Origin of the sequence: Polaribacter sp. IC066 (genome assembly GCF_007997085.1) — a bacterium.
Lineage (GTDB): Bacteria > Bacteroidota > Bacteroidia > Flavobacteriales > Flavobacteriaceae > Polaribacter.
In genome coordinates this window covers 67,168-83,947 of the sequence record NZ_VORR01000016.1, presented here as the reverse complement: position 1 = coordinate 83,947, position 16,780 = coordinate 67,168, and the positions used below count along the sequence as shown (strand labels likewise).

General features: G+C 32.7%; 14 protein-coding genes. 9 read left to right on the top strand and 5 right to left on the bottom strand.

The window, feature by feature from the left end; genetic code table 11:
* Nucleotides 1-74: 74 nt before the first annotated feature.
* Entirely contained in the window at nt 75-779 is a 705-nt protein-coding gene (locus tag ES044_RS07590; protein WP_147118876.1) for an ROK family protein, read from the bottom strand.
* 4 nt (nt 780-783) lie between these two features.
* The gene (locus tag ES044_RS07585; RefSeq protein WP_147118875.1) at nt 784-1,581 is read right to left on the bottom strand and encodes a TrmH family RNA methyltransferase; all 798 of its coding nucleotides are present in this window, start codon (nt 1,579-1,581) and stop codon (nt 784-786) included.
* 445 nt (nt 1,582-2,026) lie between these two features.
* Here ES044_RS07585 and ES044_RS07580 point away from each other — a divergent pair, with 445 nt between their 5' ends.
* Nucleotides 2,027-2,395: a hypothetical protein gene (locus ES044_RS07580; RefSeq protein ID WP_147118874.1), complete on the top strand. Its 369-nt coding sequence runs from the start codon at nt 2,027-2,029 to the stop codon at nt 2,393-2,395.
* 97 nt (nt 2,396-2,492) lie between these two features.
* On the opposite strand, the gene ES044_RS07575 is transcribed toward ES044_RS07580, so the two are convergent.
* From ES044_RS07575 to ES044_RS07565, 3 genes are all read right to left on the bottom strand, one after another.
* Nucleotides 2,493-3,788 (bottom strand): amidohydrolase family protein, encoded by a 1,296-nt coding sequence (locus ES044_RS07575; RefSeq protein WP_147118873.1) that lies wholly within the window; start codon nt 3,786-3,788, stop codon nt 2,493-2,495.
* 5 nt (nt 3,789-3,793) lie between these two features.
* The gene (locus tag ES044_RS07570) at nt 3,794-6,763 is read right to left on the bottom strand and encodes an amidohydrolase family protein (protein ID WP_147118872.1); all 2,970 of its coding nucleotides are present in this window, start codon (nt 6,761-6,763) and stop codon (nt 3,794-3,796) included.
* 92 nt (nt 6,764-6,855) lie between these two features.
* On the bottom strand, nt 6,856-7,905 hold the full coding sequence (locus ES044_RS07565) for a DUF3810 domain-containing protein (RefSeq protein ID WP_223269160.1): 1,050 nt from the start codon (nt 7,903-7,905) through the stop codon (nt 6,856-6,858).
* A gap of 164 nt (nt 7,906-8,069) precedes the next feature.
* On the opposite strand from ES044_RS07565, the gene dnaB reads away from it, so the two are divergent.
* The 8 genes from dnaB (at nt 8,070) to ES044_RS07525 (ending at nt 16,778) form a co-directional block, all read left to right on the top strand.
* The gene (gene dnaB, locus ES044_RS07560) at nt 8,070-9,587 is read left to right on the top strand and encodes a replicative DNA helicase (RefSeq protein ID WP_147118881.1); all 1,518 of its coding nucleotides are present in this window, start codon (nt 8,070-8,072) and stop codon (nt 9,585-9,587) included.
* A 345-nt stretch (nt 9,588-9,932) separates the two neighbouring features.
* Complete coding sequence (locus ES044_RS07555; RefSeq protein WP_147118870.1) at nt 9,933-10,187, top strand: DUF6364 family protein; 255 nt, start codon at nt 9,933-9,935, stop codon at nt 10,185-10,187.
* Nucleotides 10,184-10,597: a type II toxin-antitoxin system VapC family toxin gene (locus tag ES044_RS07550; RefSeq protein ID WP_147118869.1), complete on the top strand. Its 414-nt coding sequence runs from the start codon at nt 10,184-10,186 to the stop codon at nt 10,595-10,597. Before ES044_RS07555 ends, ES044_RS07550 begins: the two co-directional genes overlap by 4 nt.
* A gap of 91 nt (nt 10,598-10,688) precedes the next feature.
* Nucleotides 10,689-12,716, top strand: coding sequence for an alpha/beta hydrolase family protein (locus ES044_RS07545; RefSeq protein ID WP_147118868.1), 2,028 nt, complete (start codon nt 10,689-10,691; stop codon nt 12,714-12,716).
* 25 nt (nt 12,717-12,741) lie between these two features.
* The gene (locus ES044_RS07540; RefSeq protein WP_223269159.1) at nt 12,742-14,001 is read left to right on the top strand and encodes an asparagine synthetase B; all 1,260 of its coding nucleotides are present in this window, start codon (nt 12,742-12,744) and stop codon (nt 13,999-14,001) included.
* 252 nt (nt 14,002-14,253) lie between these two features.
* Nucleotides 14,254-15,099, top strand: coding sequence for a transketolase (locus ES044_RS07535; protein ID WP_147118867.1), 846 nt, complete (start codon nt 14,254-14,256; stop codon nt 15,097-15,099).
* 238 nt (nt 15,100-15,337) lie between these two features.
* On the top strand, nt 15,338-16,480 hold the full coding sequence (bshA, locus tag ES044_RS07530) for an N-acetyl-alpha-D-glucosaminyl L-malate synthase BshA (protein WP_147118866.1): 1,143 nt from the start codon (nt 15,338-15,340) through the stop codon (nt 16,478-16,480).
* A gap of 100 nt (nt 16,481-16,580) precedes the next feature.
* A complete protein-coding gene (locus ES044_RS07525) occupies nt 16,581-16,778 on the top strand; it encodes a YwbE family protein (RefSeq protein ID WP_147118865.1) in 198 nt (65 codons plus the stop codon).
* Nucleotides 16,779-16,780 lie beyond the last annotated feature (2 nt).

The following is a 16,780-nucleotide window of genomic DNA, read 5'->3' as shown; positions in this document are numbered from 1 at the left end:
GCACAATATTTTGCTAGAATTAGAGGATATATTACAACGCTCAAAAAAAATAAACAAAAAGTACTAGAAAATATTCAGCTTGCTTTTAGCAAAAATCCGTTCCTACCGGAAATGGCTGAATAGTTACAATATTCTTTAAAACCGTCATACCGTTTGCTAATGCCGCCACCTAAAATAATTAAACTTGGTGAAAATACAATTCTTGTATAATCCAATAATTTATCAAACCTTAACGCCCATTGTTTAAGGGTTAAGTTTTCATTTTTTCTAACGGAATCAGCAGTAAAATATTCAATAATTTTACCATCAGAATGCAGCATTTTACCTAGCTCTAAATTCGGAATTAACTTACCATCATAAAAAAGACCAGAGCCAATTCCGGTACCAATTGTAATTACGATAGTAACTCCTTTTTCGTTTTTACCAGCGCCTAAACTTACTTCTGCAACTCCTGCTAAATCAGCATCATTACTCACATAAAAAGGTAGTTTGCATGCTTTTTTGAATAATTTATCAACCTTTACATTCAGCCATTTTTCACTCAAATTTCCAGAATGTATACACTTTCCATCAACAATAGTAGTGGGAAAGCTACAGCCAACCGCTTTTTCCCAGTTAAAATGAGCTACCATTTCTTTTACAACTTTAGATACTGCTTCTGGTGTAGCTGGTTTTGGAGTTGCAATGCGGTGTCTTTCAGAAGTTAATTCTCCTGTTTTTGTATCTACAATTGCAGCTTTAATTCCAGATCCCCCAATATCTATTCCCAATATTTTCATGTACTTATAATTTAAACGATCGTTGTCTTTTTGCTTCAAAAATTACAATGGCTGCCGCAACAGAAACATTCATAGAATCTATTTTACCTTGCATGGGTATGTGAATGTTTTGCGTTGCTTGTGTTCTCCATATTTCTGACAAACCCGTTGCTTCTGTTCCTACAATAACTGCCGTAGGTCCGTTGTAATTTTCCTCATGATATTCGTTTGAATTTTGCAAGGTTGTGGCAAAAATATTAATTTGTTTTTTTTGTAAAAAAGAAATAATTTCTTCGGATGTTCCCGTCGCTATTTGGTTGGTAAAAACACATCCTATGCTAGAACGGATGATGTTTGCGTTATAGAAGTCGCTTTTTGGGTTTGCAATAAAAACAGCATCAACATTTGCTGCATCAGCAGTTCTTAACAAAGCACCAATATTTCCGGGTTTTTCAACGCCCTCGGCTACTAAAATTAAAGGAGTTTTATTTTTAAAACGAATGTTTTCTAATGCAAAACTTTTTGCTTTTGCAACAGCAATAATACCTTCTGTAGAGTCTCTGTACGCTAATTTTTGATAGACTTCTTTAGAGATCTTGGTTCTGTTACTATTTTGATTAAAAAGATGTAAAATCTCATCTTCAGAAATAAAATTTTCTAAAAAAAGCACATTTTCAAATTCGTAATTAGCCGCGACAGCTAAAGATATTTCACGTTTGCCTTCTATTAAAAATAAACCTTGTTTTTTACGTTCACGAGATTTTTCTTGAAGTTTTAAGAGATTCTTGATATAAGAATTTTGGATGCTTGTAATTTCTTTCATTATTACAAATATACTTCTTTGTGGGTATTGTTTTATATACATCTAATGATAATCTCTGCTTAACAGTAATTTGTGTTCTTGTTATTAATTATTTGAAAAAGAAAAAGTAACAATGAAAAGAGAAAGTTTTTTTTAAGATTACAGTATTATTGTTATCTATTTTAACCAAAAAGGTTCGCAAATTGCGAGCCTTTTTTTTGAACTAATATAAAAGTTGTCATAATTCAAATTTAGCTGAATGTTGTTTCTGAAATTCTATTTAAAATATTTATGAATAAATATAAATTATTGTTGTTTGTTTTTTATCAATTTATCTGTCTAAAATATAAGCTGTTAATTTAATTAAGGAATTAATTTTACACAGCATAAATTACCTATTTCTAGGTATATTAATTGCTTTCATAATGTTCAATATTTGTATTCTATTAATCTTAAAACATAAATTATGAAAAGTTTAAAAATTAATTTATTTCTAGTAATATTTTGTTTATTTAGTCTTGGGATATTTTCTCAAAGTACAGCAGGATACACTTATCATGGAACTGATGGTGAAGTTTCTTTATATTATAAAGTTAGTGATTATGATGTAATATTTAGAGCTGTTAACCAGAACGAAAGAACTGTTTACGTTAGAGTTCATAATGTAAGTAGCAGTTGGTCTAATGGTAAGACAAAGAAAAAAACAGTAAATATTGGTTATGTAAGATCTGGAGGAGCTTCTAATAGAGGGGGCTTAAATTTAGATAATTATGCCAAATTAAAGAAATGGAGTTTTTCTGGTTGGGAATGGTCAACAAAACCTTTCAATAATTAATTTTATTTAATCTACAAATTAAATATAAAAGAAAAAGCTCGCAAATTGCGAGCTTTTTTTATTTAAAATGCATGTAGTTGATATTTAAATTTTATTGCTACTTGGTTTTGTATTTATCAGAATAGCGCTTATAAAGCTCTGTTTGGTGTGTTTCTAAACTAATATCTCTACCTTGAATATAGGCTTTGGTTAAAAGATTGCCTCGCATATCTAGCGCATCACCTTCAGAAATAAATAAAGTAGCATGCTTACCAACTTCTAAAGATCCTACCATATCATCAATTCCTAAAATTTTTGCGGTGTTAGAGGTTAGCAATTGCAAAGCAACTTCTTTATCTAAACCATGAGCTGCAAAAGTACCTGCATAAAAAGGAAGGTTTCTGGTATTCATACGTTCCATTTGTCCTTCCATACCAATACTTACTAAAACTCCTTTATCGGTTAAAATCTTGGCAATGGTATAGGTGTAATCGTAGGCATCATCTTCATTATCTGAATTTCTGTGAGGTCTGTTTAAAATAACAGGAATGTTATGTTTTACTAATAAATCGGCTACTTTATCTGCCCCGTCTCCGCGAACAATCACTAAATTATCAATACCTACTTCTTTTGCAATTGTAATAGCATCGGTAATTTCTCTTTGCCCAGTAACATGGATAAACAATTTTTGAGAACCATTAAACAATCCTTTAGTCGCCTCATAAGGCAGGTGTTTCTTTTCTTTGTTGCTTGCTAAATAATTTTTAGCATCTGTAAAATAAGATTTTATTTTCTCAATATTCTCACCATATTTTACATCAACTTTTAAACCAGGATCTTCTCCTAACCACCATCTACCGCGCGCAAAACTTCCCGGCCAATTCATATGAATTGCGTCATCTATTTTTACAGCAGCATCTTCCCAGTTCCAAGCATCTAATTGAACAATCGAAGAAGTGCCAGAAATTGTGCCACCCCTAGGCGTTATTTGCGCCATTAAAACTCCGTTTGGTCTCATAGATTCTACAACTTTACTTTCTGCGTTGTAGGCTATTAAACTTCTTATGTGAGGATTGTTAATACCGATTTCATCTAAATCTGCACTTGCTTTTACAGCATCAATTTCTACCAAACCTAAAGAGGCATTTGCTGCAATAAAGCCAGGATACACGTGTTTTCCTTCAGCTTTTATTACGGTACCTTGTCTTGCAATTTTAGCCATTGCACTTCCAACAAATGTAATTTTACCATCGGCAAACATAATAAGCGAATTTTTAATCACTTGTCCATTTCCTAAATGCGCTGTTGCGCCTTCAATAGAAACTGCTGTACTTTGCTTATTGGCGGGTGTTTGTTGGGCAATGCTGTTTCCTATACAAAAGAAAAACAGCAAACTATAGAGTATATTTTTCATTATTTTTAGTTTTTAAGTTCTTCTAAAGTATCACATTGAAAGTTGATATCTCCTCTTTTCATAGGTGCTTTGGTTTTGCCTCCGCTCATTTTTTCTTTCAACATCATGTTAATTAATTTACTTTTTTCTTCGCTAATTGCTACACGCTTTTTTGCATCTTTTTCTAGATCAAAAAACACTTTTCCGTCAATAATCGTTTTTTCTGCTTTGGCATAAATAGACATCGGATGATCGCTCCATAAAACAACATCTGCATCTTTACCAATCTTTATACTACCCACTTTATCATCAATATGTAATAATTTTGCAGGATTAATTGTTACGGTTTTCCATGCTTCTAATTCAGACATTCCGCCATATTTAATCGTTTTTGCTGCCTCTTGGTTTAAACGTCTAGACATTTCTGCATCATCAGAATTAATAGCAACCGTTACACCAGCATTGTGCATAATTGCTGCGTTAAAAGGAATGGCGTCATTAACTTCGTATTTATAACCCCACCAATCAGAAAAAGTAGAACCGCCAACACCGTGTTCTGCCATTTTGTCGGCTACTTTATAGCCTTCTAAGATATGTGTAAATGTGTTGACTCTAAAATTAAATTTCTCTGCAACTTTCATTAACATATTAATTTCTGATTGCACGTAAGAATGACAAGAAATAAAACGTTCTCCGTTTAAAATTTCTACCAAAGTTTCCAACTCTGTATCTTTTCTATACGAGTTTCCACTTTTCTTTAAAGCTTCATATTCTTTGGCTCTTGTAAAATAATCAGTAAACATCTGTTCAACGCCCATTCTTGTTTGTGGAAAACGAACTCCGTTTGAACTTCTAGATTGCTTTACGTTTTCGCCCAAAGCAAATTTTATAAATTTAGGGGAATTATCATACATCATATTAGCTGCATTTTCGCCCCATTTTAGTTTGATAATTGCAGATCGACCCCCGATAGGATTTGCCGAACCATGCAATATTTGTGCAGATGTTGTGCCTCCAGAAATATTTCTATAAATATTAATATCTGTAGGATCTACCACATCTTCTATGGTAACTTCTGCAGAAGAGTTTTGACCACCTTCATTTACAGCAGACGTTGCAATATGCGAATGTTCATCTACAATGCCAGCTGTTAAATGCTTGCCAGTACCGTCTATTTCTAACGCTTTTCTTGCTTTTAGATTTTTACCAATCTTATCAATTTTACCATCTTTTAACAAGACATCTGTATTTTCTAAAATTCCGTCATCTTCACTTGTCCAAACCGTAACATTTTTTATCAAAATAGTAGTTGCTTCTGGTTGTGTAAAATTTCCGAAACCTAAATTAGGATAACTAACAGGAAAAACGGTCATCTCTTTTTCCTCTTTTTCTTCTTTTTTGTCTGATGTTTCTTTCTTATCGTCTTCTATCGCTTTCTTACTTGCAGACCATGTTGTTTCAGTACCTAAGGAATCATAAGCGGTTCCCTGCATTTCGTTATCAACATTAATAACTTTTCCCAGCATTCTAGTAAAACCACTTTCTTCATGTAAGGTCATAGAAACCCAATTGTCTTTAAAAGAAAATGTAGCTTTTACTTTTTTATCCTCCATTTTTAACGCGCCAGTTTGTTTTGCTCCTTTGCCTGCAATGGTTAAATCGTAGTTTTTATCATTTACGTTTACTGTGTACGTACCTGTAATATCTTTGATTTTCATGTCGTTGATTACATTTTGACCACCTTGAACCCAATTTTCAAAGAGTGTAGTTTTTGCATCAAAAATATCACCAGAGGTAATAATAAAGTTCGCGTGACTTCCTGTTTTTAAGTTTCCAATAGCAGTGCTACCAATTATTTGAGCAGGAATTGTTGTTAAAGCTGCTAATGCCTTAGTTGTGTCAAAACCATATTTAATGGCTTTTTGCAGATTTTTATGAAAAGATTTTACTGATTTTAAATCGTGCGTTGTAAGCGCAAAATTAATGCCGTTTTTAGAAAGAACGCTTAAATTAGAAGGTTCTTGATTCCATTTACGCATATCTCTTAAGGAAATTTGTTGCGCTAAAAGCGGATTTGAAACATCATATGCATTGCTAAAGTTAATCGGAATTATAAAATTTGCATTTGTAGCTTTGATGTCTGTTACACGTTCATATTCGTCTCCAGAACCTACAATGGTGTACTGAACAGAAAATTCATCACCTACTTTATCGGCTCTTAAAGCGTCTAAATGGTTGCCCGTTTCAAAAATTTGAACCAAGTTTTTATTCCCGTTCAAAGCTTCTAAAGCCATGTCTTTATTTTTCATGTTGCCTTTTGCATACCAATTAGCATCATTATAAACTTGGCGTAATAAAGCCATTGCGCCCATTCTAGAGTTAGGATACGATTGCCTCGTTTGTACACTTCTGTCAAAAGATAAATAGTGTGCAGATTTTGTATTTAAAATTCTATACGCATTAGAAGCGTTTGGGTTTAGAGCAACTAATAAACCAGTTCCTCGAATAATACCATCTTGCATGTGTGTATTTACCACACCAAAACCAGCATCGATTAATTCTTTTGCTTTTTTGCTATCAAATTTAAAATCTTCAATAGGGTTTGTATCGGGTCTAATATGATCATTCCAATAATAGCCTTCTCGAGAAGCATCATACTGCGTTGTTCTAGAAGTACTAGAAGATCTTTTTGGTTTTTCGATTCCAAAATCAGCATAAATATCAATAAAAGAAGGGTAAATTATTTTGCCTTCTAAATCGGTTGTTTTTGCTCCTTTCGGAATTTTTACTGATTTGCCAACACTTACAACTTTGCCATCCTTAATAAGTAGCGTTCCGTTTTTGATAACTTCATCAGGAGTTAAATAGATGGTTGCATTGGTAAATGCAAACGTTGTGTTTTCTGTGGTTTTTACTCCCGAATCCGTAGGAAAATAATCTTGTGCCTGAATAACAGTTAGTGACAAGAAAAAGAGTAAGAATAATAGTTTTTTCATGTAGTTTGATTTGTTTTGAATTGACGCTAAATTTATAGATACGCTTTTTGGAAAAAGTTAATTTTTACGTTTTTAACAAAGTTTTAAGAAAACTAGATTTCTTTAGAGGTTTCAAAATAATGAAGCAACAAATCAACTACATAATTATAAGAGGCTATGCCTTTAGCTTGTTTATTGGCTTTTAAATAGACGCTGTATCCTTTTTTAATAATTGGTTCAAAAGGGTTTTTATACTGTTGCCAAAAATCATAACTCTCATTATAATCTTTGATAATTCCTTTATGTACAGTTTGCCAAAGTTCTTGAGATAAATTGATATCTCGTTTTCTGATTTCTGAAATACAATATCCAAAAGCCATTCTATAACTTGCATATTTAAAATAAACATCGTCATTATAATTAGCGGCTAAAAAACCAACAAAATTTGCTTCGTTTTCTGCGGCAAAACCTATTTGATGCGCCATTTCATGACAAGTCGTTGTTGGGTAACTTGTTTTAGGAACCTTATCATTAACCTGCGCCTCACCCGTTATTGGATTTAAATAACCCGAGGTGCCATTATAACTTTGTAAAGTACTCATTAATGAGCTTTTTACAGATGGAAATTGATAGGTTAATTGCGGATATTCTTTTGATAGATTAGCATAACCAGCAATCGCCATTGTATACATTTCCTCTTGATGATACGGGTTTTCTACTTTTAAAGTATCGTTTTTTGCAATTTTAAGTTGATAGTAATTCAGTTTTTCAATAATATGTTTTGTTGCTTTTGTAAGCTGTTCTGTGGTGTATTTTGATTGATCATAGCCTAAATTTTTAGCCAAAGGTTCTCTGTAATAATTTAGCCCCCAGAAAAGATAAAAGCAAAAATAAACCACAGAAAAAATTGCCACAAAATGAATTATCTTCGGAATAAAGTTTTTGAATCTCGTTTTTAGCAATCGAATTAAAAAACGAAGAAAAACAAAAAGAGCAAAAGCTAGCAATACATCACCAACAGAAAAAGGAACCCAACCGAAGAGAATTCTAAAAAAAGAGGAGAGGTAAGGGTAAATTCCGTTTGAATAATACTTCTCTACAAATGCAGGATTTTTTGCCACAATTTGCAGTACTAAAACTTGAATTGGCAGAAAAATTGCCAAAAAAATCCGTGTTTTGTTCCATTTCATTGGTGTAAAAATAAGGTTTCATTTTGGAAGTTAGAGAGTTATTAACACTCTAATCACAATTTTTATACATTTTTGTGAACAAAGAAAATTACATTTCAAAGTGCAATTTCACCTGTAAAAAAAGTACATTTGTAATGATGGAAAAAACGACTCCTGTAGCAGGAAAAAAGATAGATAAATCAAGAATTATAAGTCTTGAAAAAGGGAAGATTCCCCCACAAGCAGTAGAGTTAGAAGAAGCTGTACTAGGGGCAATGATGATCGATAAAAAAGGAATTGATGATGTGATAGACGTCTTGAGTTCTGATGCTTTTTACGATTCTAAACACCAAGAAATTTATGCAGCGATTTATCAATTGTTTCAAAATTCTGAACCCATAGATATTTTAACAGTCTCTAACTTGTTAAAAAAGAATGGAAAGTTAGAGTTTGTTGGTGGCGATTTCTTTTTGATTCGTTTAACTCAAAAAGTTGCTTCTTCTGCGCACATTGAGTTTCATGCTAGAATCATCTTACAAAAATATATTCAGCGTAAATTAATTTCCATTTCATCAGAAATTATAGAAAATGCGTATGATGATGGTACTGATGTTTTCGAGCTATTAGACGATGCCGAAGCAAAGCTTTTTGAAGTTACTCAAGGGAATTTAAAAAAGAGTTCAGAAGATGCAGGATCTCTTGTAAAGCAAGCTCTAAAGAAAATTCAAGAAATAGGTAATTCGGAGGGAATGTCTGGTTTAGAAACCGGATTCACAAAATTAGATGCGTTAACTTCTGGTTGGCAACCATCCGATTTAGTAATTATCGCCGCACGTCCGGGTATGGGAAAAACGGCTTTTGTTATTTCGATGGCAAAAAATATGGCGATAGATTTTGGTCATGGTGTTGCTGTATTTTCATTAGAGATGTCTTCTGTTCAGTTAATTACACGTATGATTTCTTCAGAAACGGGTTTAACTTCAGAAAAATTAAGAAAAGGAAATTTAGAACCGCATGAGTGGGAACAATTAAATGTAAAGGTTAAGAAATTATCTGATGCACCCATTTTTATTGATGATACACCGTCGCTGTCTGTGTTCGATTTACGTGCAAAAGCAAGACGTTTGGTTTCACAACACGGAGTAAAAATTATTGTGATTGATTATTTACAATTAATGACTGCCGGCGGAAAAGCAGGAGGAAACCGTGAACAAGAAATCTCAATGATTTCTAGAAACTTAAAAGCTTTAGCAAAAGAATTAGAAGTGCCCGTTATTGCACTTTCTCAATTATCACGTGCGGTAGAAACCCGTGGAGGATCTAAAAGACCGTTATTGTCAGATTTACGTGAATCTGGAGCTATTGAGCAAGATGCCGATATTGTATCGTTTATTTTTAGACCAGAATATTACGGAATGACAGAGTGGGATGATGATGAACACACTCCATGTGAAGGTCAAGGAGAATTTATTGTTGCAAAACACAGAAATGGTGGTTTAGATAATATTCGTTTAAAATTTACTGGGCATTTGGCTAAATTCTCTGATTTAGAAGAAGGTTTTAGTTCAGAATTCCAATCTTCTATGAATGCAGATTTTCCGGATGATGTTTTTCCTGATCAACGAATTGAGCCTAAAGATGCTTTTGGTGGGGATGATGACAATATGCCTTTTTAAAATAGTAAAGAATTTATAAAGTTTTAGAAATACACAATTGCTTCAAAGTAATTGTGTATTTTAGTTTTTAATAGTTTAACAAGTACATTGAACGTCTAAAAGTAGTAGTATCAGTTCGTTTTAATAAAAGTGTTTACCAAATACAAACTTTGCTATTTTTTTAATGAAGAAATTCTACCGAGAATTGAATAAAAATAAAGTTTATTTAAACGGAAGATTTATTCTCCAAGAAGATTTAGAAAAATAAGGTGAAGACTGGTAGATAGTTAATTTTTATCATTCTTAACATTTCAATAAAAATTAATACGTAATAATTCATTATATTTGTACGTATAAACATTAATTATGGATTCTAAATTAACATTAAAATTAGATAAATCTGTTATTGAGCGAGCAAAAGAGTATGCCAAAAAAAATCAGGTAAGTTTATCAAGATTGATTGAAAATTATTTGGCTTCTTTAACTCAAAAAGAAAAATCTAACAAAAAAGAAATTGAAATTTCGCCGTTTGTAAAAAGTATTGCTACAGGAGTTAGTATTTCTTCGGATATTGATGCAAGAGAAGTTTATAGAGAGCATCTTTTAGAGAAGTACAAATGAAAAAACGTATTTTTTTAGACACAAATGTGATGCTGGATTTTTTAGGTGAAAGAATTCCTTTTTATGACTCAATTGCAAGAGTGCTCTCATTTTTAGAAAGCAATAAATTTACAATTATTGTTTCACCAATATCTTATGCAACAGTAAGTTATTTTTTATCAAAATCAGAAGGCAATAGAATAGCTGTCGAAAAATTAAGAAAATTTAAAGTAATTAGTGATGTTTGTATAATTGACGAACAAACTATAGAGAAAGGATTGAATTCTGATTTTTCGGATTTTGAAGATGCCCTTCAGTTTTATAATGCCGTAGAATCCAATTGCGATATTATCTTAACTAGAAACGCAAAAGATTTTAAAAAAGCTACACTTCCTGTAATGTCTCCCGATGAATTTTTAAATTCTTTATAATACACGCTTTATGAAAAAATCCTCACCATATTTACTTTTCTTTTAACACAAAACTAGCCAACAATAAAAGCATCAATTCAATAGTAAGCTTATGAAACATTTTTTAATTTTTATACTATTTTTTATAGGTTTTCAAAATCTATCTTCACAAGAACAGAAAATAGCCTTCCAACCTTTAGATGTTTTTTCTCTAGAATGGGCTTCAGATCCTCAAATTTCTCCTGACGCATCACAAATTATTTACAGAAGAAACGGATTTGATCTCATGAAAGATAATTCAAAAGGGAATCTTTGGATTTTGAATACTGATGGTTCATCACACAGAAAATTAACCTCTAGAGAAGTAGGCGAGTCACAAGCAAAATGGTCACCAAGTGGAGATCGAATTGCATTTGTTAGCACCACGGATGAAGGCTCGGAAATTTATATGTATTGGGTGAAAACAGGTCAAATTGCTAAATTATCGCAATTAGAAATGTCACCAGGAAATCTTTCTTGGTCACCCGACGGAACACATATTGCTTTTACAATGTTCATAGCAAAAAAGCCGCCAGTTATCGTAAAAATGCCAGCGAAGCCAAAAGGAGCCGCTTGGGCTGAACCTGCCAGAATTACAGACAGATTAAAACATGAAGCAGATGGTAGCGGATACATGCAACCCGGTTTTACTCATATTTTTATAATGCCTGCGGAAGGAGGTACCCCAAGACAAATAACGAGTGATCATTACAATCATAGTGGTAGTTTGTCTTTTTCACCTAACGGTAAAGAGATATACTTTTCGGCAAACAGAGTCGAAAATTGGGAATATGATTTTAGAAATAGTGAAGTATATAAAGTAGACATAAGTGCTAAAATTATTACGGTTTTGACTTCACAGAATGGACCTGATTATGCACCCAAAGTATCTCCTAATGGAAAACTCATTGCGTTTTTAGGATTTGAAGACAAAGCACAGGCACACCAAAATGCTTTGCTTTATACTATGAATTCTGATGGAAGTGATCGAAAGGTAATTTCTGGAAATTTCGACTCTAGTATTTCAAATATCTCTTGGGATACAGCGGGCAAAGGTCTGTATTGTACTTTTGATGAAAAAGGAAACTCGAAAGTAGCACATATTTCTATCGACGGAAAATTAGTAAAGCTGGCAGATAATTTAGGAGGAACAACAATAGGAAGACCCTACGCTTCAGGATCGTATTCCGTTTCGAATAATGGAACTATAGTATACACACAATCACGACCAGAATATCCTGCAGAATTAACCGTTATTGAGAATAAAAAAGCACCTAAACTTATTACGAATCTAAACCAGGATGTTTTAAGTTATCGAGAATTAGGCAAAACAGAAGAAGTTTGGTACAAATCGTCCTATGACGGAAGAGATATTCAAGGTTGGATTGTAAAACCACCTTTTTACGATGCTTCAAAAAAATATCCGTTAATGGTAGAAAACCATGGAGGTCCAATTCTAAATTATGGCGATCGTTTTACAGCAGAAATCCAATTATATGCGGCGGATGGTTATGTTGTATTTTATCCAAATCCGAGAGGAAGTACTAGTTATGGAGAGGAGTTTGCAAACTTATTGTATCATAATTATCCAGGCCAAGATTATAATGATGTAATGGATGGTGTAGATTATTTAGTTGAAAAAGGAATTGTAGATAACAAGAAATTGTTTGTAACAGGTGGAAGCGCAGGAGGAATAATGACTGCTTGGATTGTTGGGAAAAACAACCGATTTAAGGCCGCTGTTGTTGTAAAACCAGTGATGAATTGGATTAGTAAAACATTGGTTGCTGATAATTATTTTGGATATGCAAATTCACGACTTCCGGGTCAACCTTGGGAGAATTTTGAAACTTATTGGAACTTTTCTCCAATATCACTCGTTGGTAATATAGAAACACCAACAATGGTCATGGTTGGGATGAACGATTTACGAACACCACCAAGTGAAGCAAAACAATTATACCATGCTTTAAAGTTGCGGAAAATTGAAACTGTTTTAGTCGAAATTCCAGGAGCATCTCATGGCATTGCTCGAAAGCCTAGTAATTTAATTAGTAAGGTTGCACATACTTTAGCTTGGTTTAAAAAGTATAATAATTAAGAAACTTTAAAAGATAATTTTATCGATGAAAAAACTCATAACAATAGTAACATTTTTGTTAATTTCAAACTCAATTTGGGCATCCTTTATTTATGTGCCTATGAGCAATGAGAATCAAAAAAATCATTTAAAAGCATACGGAATTGTTTACTTCGGATTAGAAGCTGGTTTAAAATCGAAATGGTTGTTAAATTATGATGGAGGTGCCTTTTTAATAGAGAATAATAAAGCCATTGAAAACGAATGTAAAATTAGAGGTGTTTCTTATGAAGTAATTTCTGATGCAAAATCGCAATTGATATTGCAAGAAATTTCTGCGCCGTCATCAAATCAAGATGCAGTAACGTTAGAAAAAGCTCCGAAAATAGCCGTGTATTCGCCAAAAGACAAAATGCCTTGGGACGATGCCGTAACGATGGTTTTAACCTATGCAGAAATTCCGTTTGATGTTATTTACGACAAAGATGTTTTAGATGATAAATTATTGATCTATGAATGGTTGCATTTACACCATGAAGATTTTACGGGTCAGTATGGTAAATTTTATGGCTCTTTTAGAACAGCTCCTTGGTATATTCAAGCAAAACAAAGCGCAGAGAAGTTAGCAACTGAATTAGGCTATGCGAAAGTATCCGAAGAAAAATTAGCAGTTACAAAAAAAATTAGAGACTATGTAATTGGTGGCGGTTTTATGTTTGCCATGTGTTCTGCAACCGACAGTTTTGATATTGCATTATCAGCAGAAGGTGTCGATATTGCAGAAGCAATGTTTGATGGTGATGCCACAACACCTGATTATCAATCAAAAATCAACTACAATAAAACCTTGGCTTTTAAAGATTTTGATTTGGTTAAAAACCCAACTACATATGAGTTTTCTTCGATTGATATGACAAGAAAACGTAAAATTCCAAAAACATCAGATTATTTTTCTTTAATAGCGTTTTCTGCAAAATGGGATCCCGTTCCTACAATGTTAACCCAAAATCACACCACTTTAGTAAAAGGTTTTATGGGGCAAACCACTTCTTTTGATAGAAGTACTGTAAAAACAAACGTGCTGGTTCTAGGTGAAAACAGAACGAATAGAGAAGCACGTTATATTCATGGAACCAAAGGAAAAGGCATGTTTACCTTTTATGGCGGTCATGATCCAGAAGATTATACACATAGAGTTGGTGATCCAAAAACGGAATTAGATTTGCATCCTACTTCACCAGGATATCGGTTAATTCTAAATAATGTGTTGTTTCCTGCAGCTAAAAAGAAGAAGCAGAAAACTTGATTTTAATTCATATATTAACCAATTAAAATTATAAATTTAATTTTAAGAGAAGGTATTTTAAAACTTTAATTGGTTCTCGATACAATACTGTAAAAAAAAGCAGCATCACTCGAACTGATATTTTAGAGAATATGAATTAATGAAATTCGCGTTCTAAAAAACGCTTTTAAAAAATCTCAAATAAATAATTTATTAATTCAATTCTAATACAATCACTTTTGTATTTTTGTCGATATAAAATAAAATCATAAAATGCCAACAACAGAAAAATTACAAGATTTTACACAACAAGTTCGTAGAGATATTTTAAGAATGGTGCATAAAGTAAATTCAGGTCATCCAGGAGGATCTTTAGGATGTGCAGAATTTATTACTTGTTTGTATCAAGAAGTAATGGAATATTCGACAGAGTTTGATATGGATGGAAAGAATGAAGATTTATTTTTTCTTTCTAACGGGCATATTTCCCCTGTTTTTTATAGTGTTTTGGCTCATAGTGGTTTTTTTCCAGTATCAGAATTAGCAACGTTTAGACTGTTAGATTCTCGTTTACAAGGACACCCAACAACGCATGAAGGTTTGCCTGGAATAAGAATCGCATCTGGTTCTTTAGGTCAAGGAATGTCTGTTGGTATTGGTGCCGCACAAGCTAAAAAATTAAACGGTGATGATAAAATAGTATATACTTTACATGGTGATGGAGAATTGCAAGAAGGCCAAAACTGGGAAGCAATTATGTATGCATCAGGAAAAAAAGTAGATAATTTAATTGCTACCATCGACTTAAACGGAAAACAAATTGACGGTGCTACCGATGATGTTTTACCAATGGGAAGTATTAAAGCAAAGTTTGAGGCTTTTGGTTGGGATGTGTTAGAGGTAAAAAAAGGGAATGATGTGGATGCAATTTTAGTGGGTTTAGCTAAAGCAAAAGCATTAACAGGAAAAGGGAAACCAGTTTGTATTTTATTGTACACAGAGATGGGTAATGGCGTAGATTTTATGATGCATACACATGCATGGCACGGTAAAGCGCCAAGTGACGACCAATTAGAAAGTGCTTTAGCACAGAACCCTGAAACTTTAGGCGATTATTAATGAAACTTAATTTTAAGAAGTCTAAAAGACGAACTTAAAATTGTAAGTTAAGCTAATCCCGTTCTATGTGCTGAACTTGTTTTAAGATCAAGCGAAATCTTTTTATTAAAAAATATTTAAAAAAAGTTTTTCATTAAATTGAGAAACTTTTTTTATGCTTTTATTTAGATTTGAACCGTAAGATTACTTGTACCTTTACAATTAAAGATTTATAAATTATTTAATTATTTAATAAAATATGAAAATAGGAATTGTGTGTTACCCAACGTTTGGAGGAAGTGGAGTAATGGCTACAGAGTTAGGAATGGCTTTGGCGGACAAAGGTCACGAAGTACATTTTATTACTTATAATCAGCCAGTTCGTTTAGATTTTTTATCACATAATTTACACTTTCATCAAGTTTTAATAGAAGAATATCCATTATTTCAATATCAACCATACGAGTTAGCGTTGTCTAGTAAAATGGTAGAAGTTGTTCAAAAACACCAACTAGAAGTTTTACATGTGCATTATGCAATTCCGCATGCGTATGCCGCTTATATGGCAAAACAAATGCTGAAAGAAAAAGGGATTGATATTGGCGTGGTAACAACCTTGCATGGCACCGATATTACTCTTGTTGGGAGTCATCCTACCTATAAAACAGCGGTAGAATTTAGTATTAATAATTCTGATGTTGTTACGGCAGTTTCTAATAATTTAAAGAAAACTACAAATCAGCTTTTCAATATTCATAAAAATATTGAAGTGGTGTATAATTTTATTGACGTAGAAAAATATAATAAAGCCAAAGAGGAGGAATGTAAGAGAGTTGCCTTGGCAAAACCAAACGAGAAAATCTTAACGCATATAAGTAATTTTAGACCTGTAAAAAGAGTTGAAGATGTGGTAAGAATTTTTTACGAAGTTCAAAAAGAGATTCCCTCTAAATTATTAATGATTGGTGAAGGACCAGAAAGAAAAAAAGCAGAACTTTTAGCAAAGCAATTAGGTATTAAAAGTAAAGTATTCTTTTTAGGAAATAGTACAGAAATAGATAAGATTTTATGTTATTCTGATGTGTTTTTACTACCCTCTCAAACAGAAAGTTTTGGTTTGGCAGCATTAGAAGCAATGGCTGCTAAAACAGCTGTAATTTCTACAAATACTGGTGGTTTGCCAGAAGTGAATATTAATGGTAAAACTGGGTATTTAAGTAATCTGGGTGCTATTGAAGACATGGCAAAAAATGCAATTTCTATTTTAAAAGACAATGTAGTTTTAGAACAATTTAAGGAAAATGCTAAAGAACACGCAAAGAATTTTTCTTTAGATACTATAGTGCCTGTGTACGAAGATATTTATAAATCTTGTTATCATAGTGAAAAAAGTGTCTCGTAATTAGTTTTTTATAAAGTACTAGAGTTTGTGCTCATTTAATTTTTAAAAAAAAAGCCTATCACATATGATAGGCTTTTTTAAATTCGTAAAAATTTATAAGATGATTGACGGTAGAAAAAGAGTGAATATTAAAATTGGGTTATTTGTAGAAATTGTTCAAAAGCCACACCAACGAACAGGAGAGCTAACCGCGGGCAGAATTGCTAAAATACTCACTAAATCGCTGCATCATCCTTACGGCATTAAAGTGCAATTAGAATCTGGTTTAGTAGGTAGAGTGCAAAAAATAATTGAATAAGA

Coding starts and splice junctions, on each gene's coding strand:
- ES044_RS07590 (WP_147118876.1), bottom strand. CDS start 779: ATGAAAATATTGGGAATAGATATTGGGGGATCTGGAATTAAAGCTGCA.
- ES044_RS07585 (WP_147118875.1), bottom strand. CDS start 1,581: ATGAAAGAAATTACAAGCATCCAAAATTCTTATATCAAGAATCTCTTA.
- ES044_RS07580 (WP_147118874.1), top strand. CDS start 2,027: ATGAAAAGTTTAAAAATTAATTTATTTCTAGTAATATTTTGTTTATTT.
- ES044_RS07575 (WP_147118873.1), bottom strand. CDS start 3,788: ATGAAAAATATACTCTATAGTTTGCTGTTTTTCTTTTGTATAGGAAAC.
- ES044_RS07570 (WP_147118872.1), bottom strand. CDS start 6,763: ATGAAAAAACTATTATTCTTACTCTTTTTCTTGTCACTAACTGTTATT.
- dnaB (WP_147118881.1), top strand. CDS start 8,070: ATGGAAAAAACGACTCCTGTAGCAGGAAAAAAGATAGATAAATCAAGA.
- ES044_RS07555 (WP_147118870.1), top strand. CDS start 9,933: ATGGATTCTAAATTAACATTAAAATTAGATAAATCTGTTATTGAGCGA.
- ES044_RS07550 (WP_147118869.1), top strand. CDS start 10,184: ATGAAAAAACGTATTTTTTTAGACACAAATGTGATGCTGGATTTTTTA.
- ES044_RS07545 (WP_147118868.1), top strand. CDS start 10,689: ATGAAACATTTTTTAATTTTTATACTATTTTTTATAGGTTTTCAAAAT.
- ES044_RS07540 (WP_223269159.1), top strand. CDS start 12,742: ATGAAAAAACTCATAACAATAGTAACATTTTTGTTAATTTCAAACTCA.
- ES044_RS07535 (WP_147118867.1), top strand. CDS start 14,254: ATGCCAACAACAGAAAAATTACAAGATTTTACACAACAAGTTCGTAGA.
- bshA (WP_147118866.1), top strand. CDS start 15,338: ATGAAAATAGGAATTGTGTGTTACCCAACGTTTGGAGGAAGTGGAGTA.
- ES044_RS07525 (WP_147118865.1), top strand. CDS start 16,581: ATGATTGACGGTAGAAAAAGAGTGAATATTAAAATTGGGTTATTTGTA.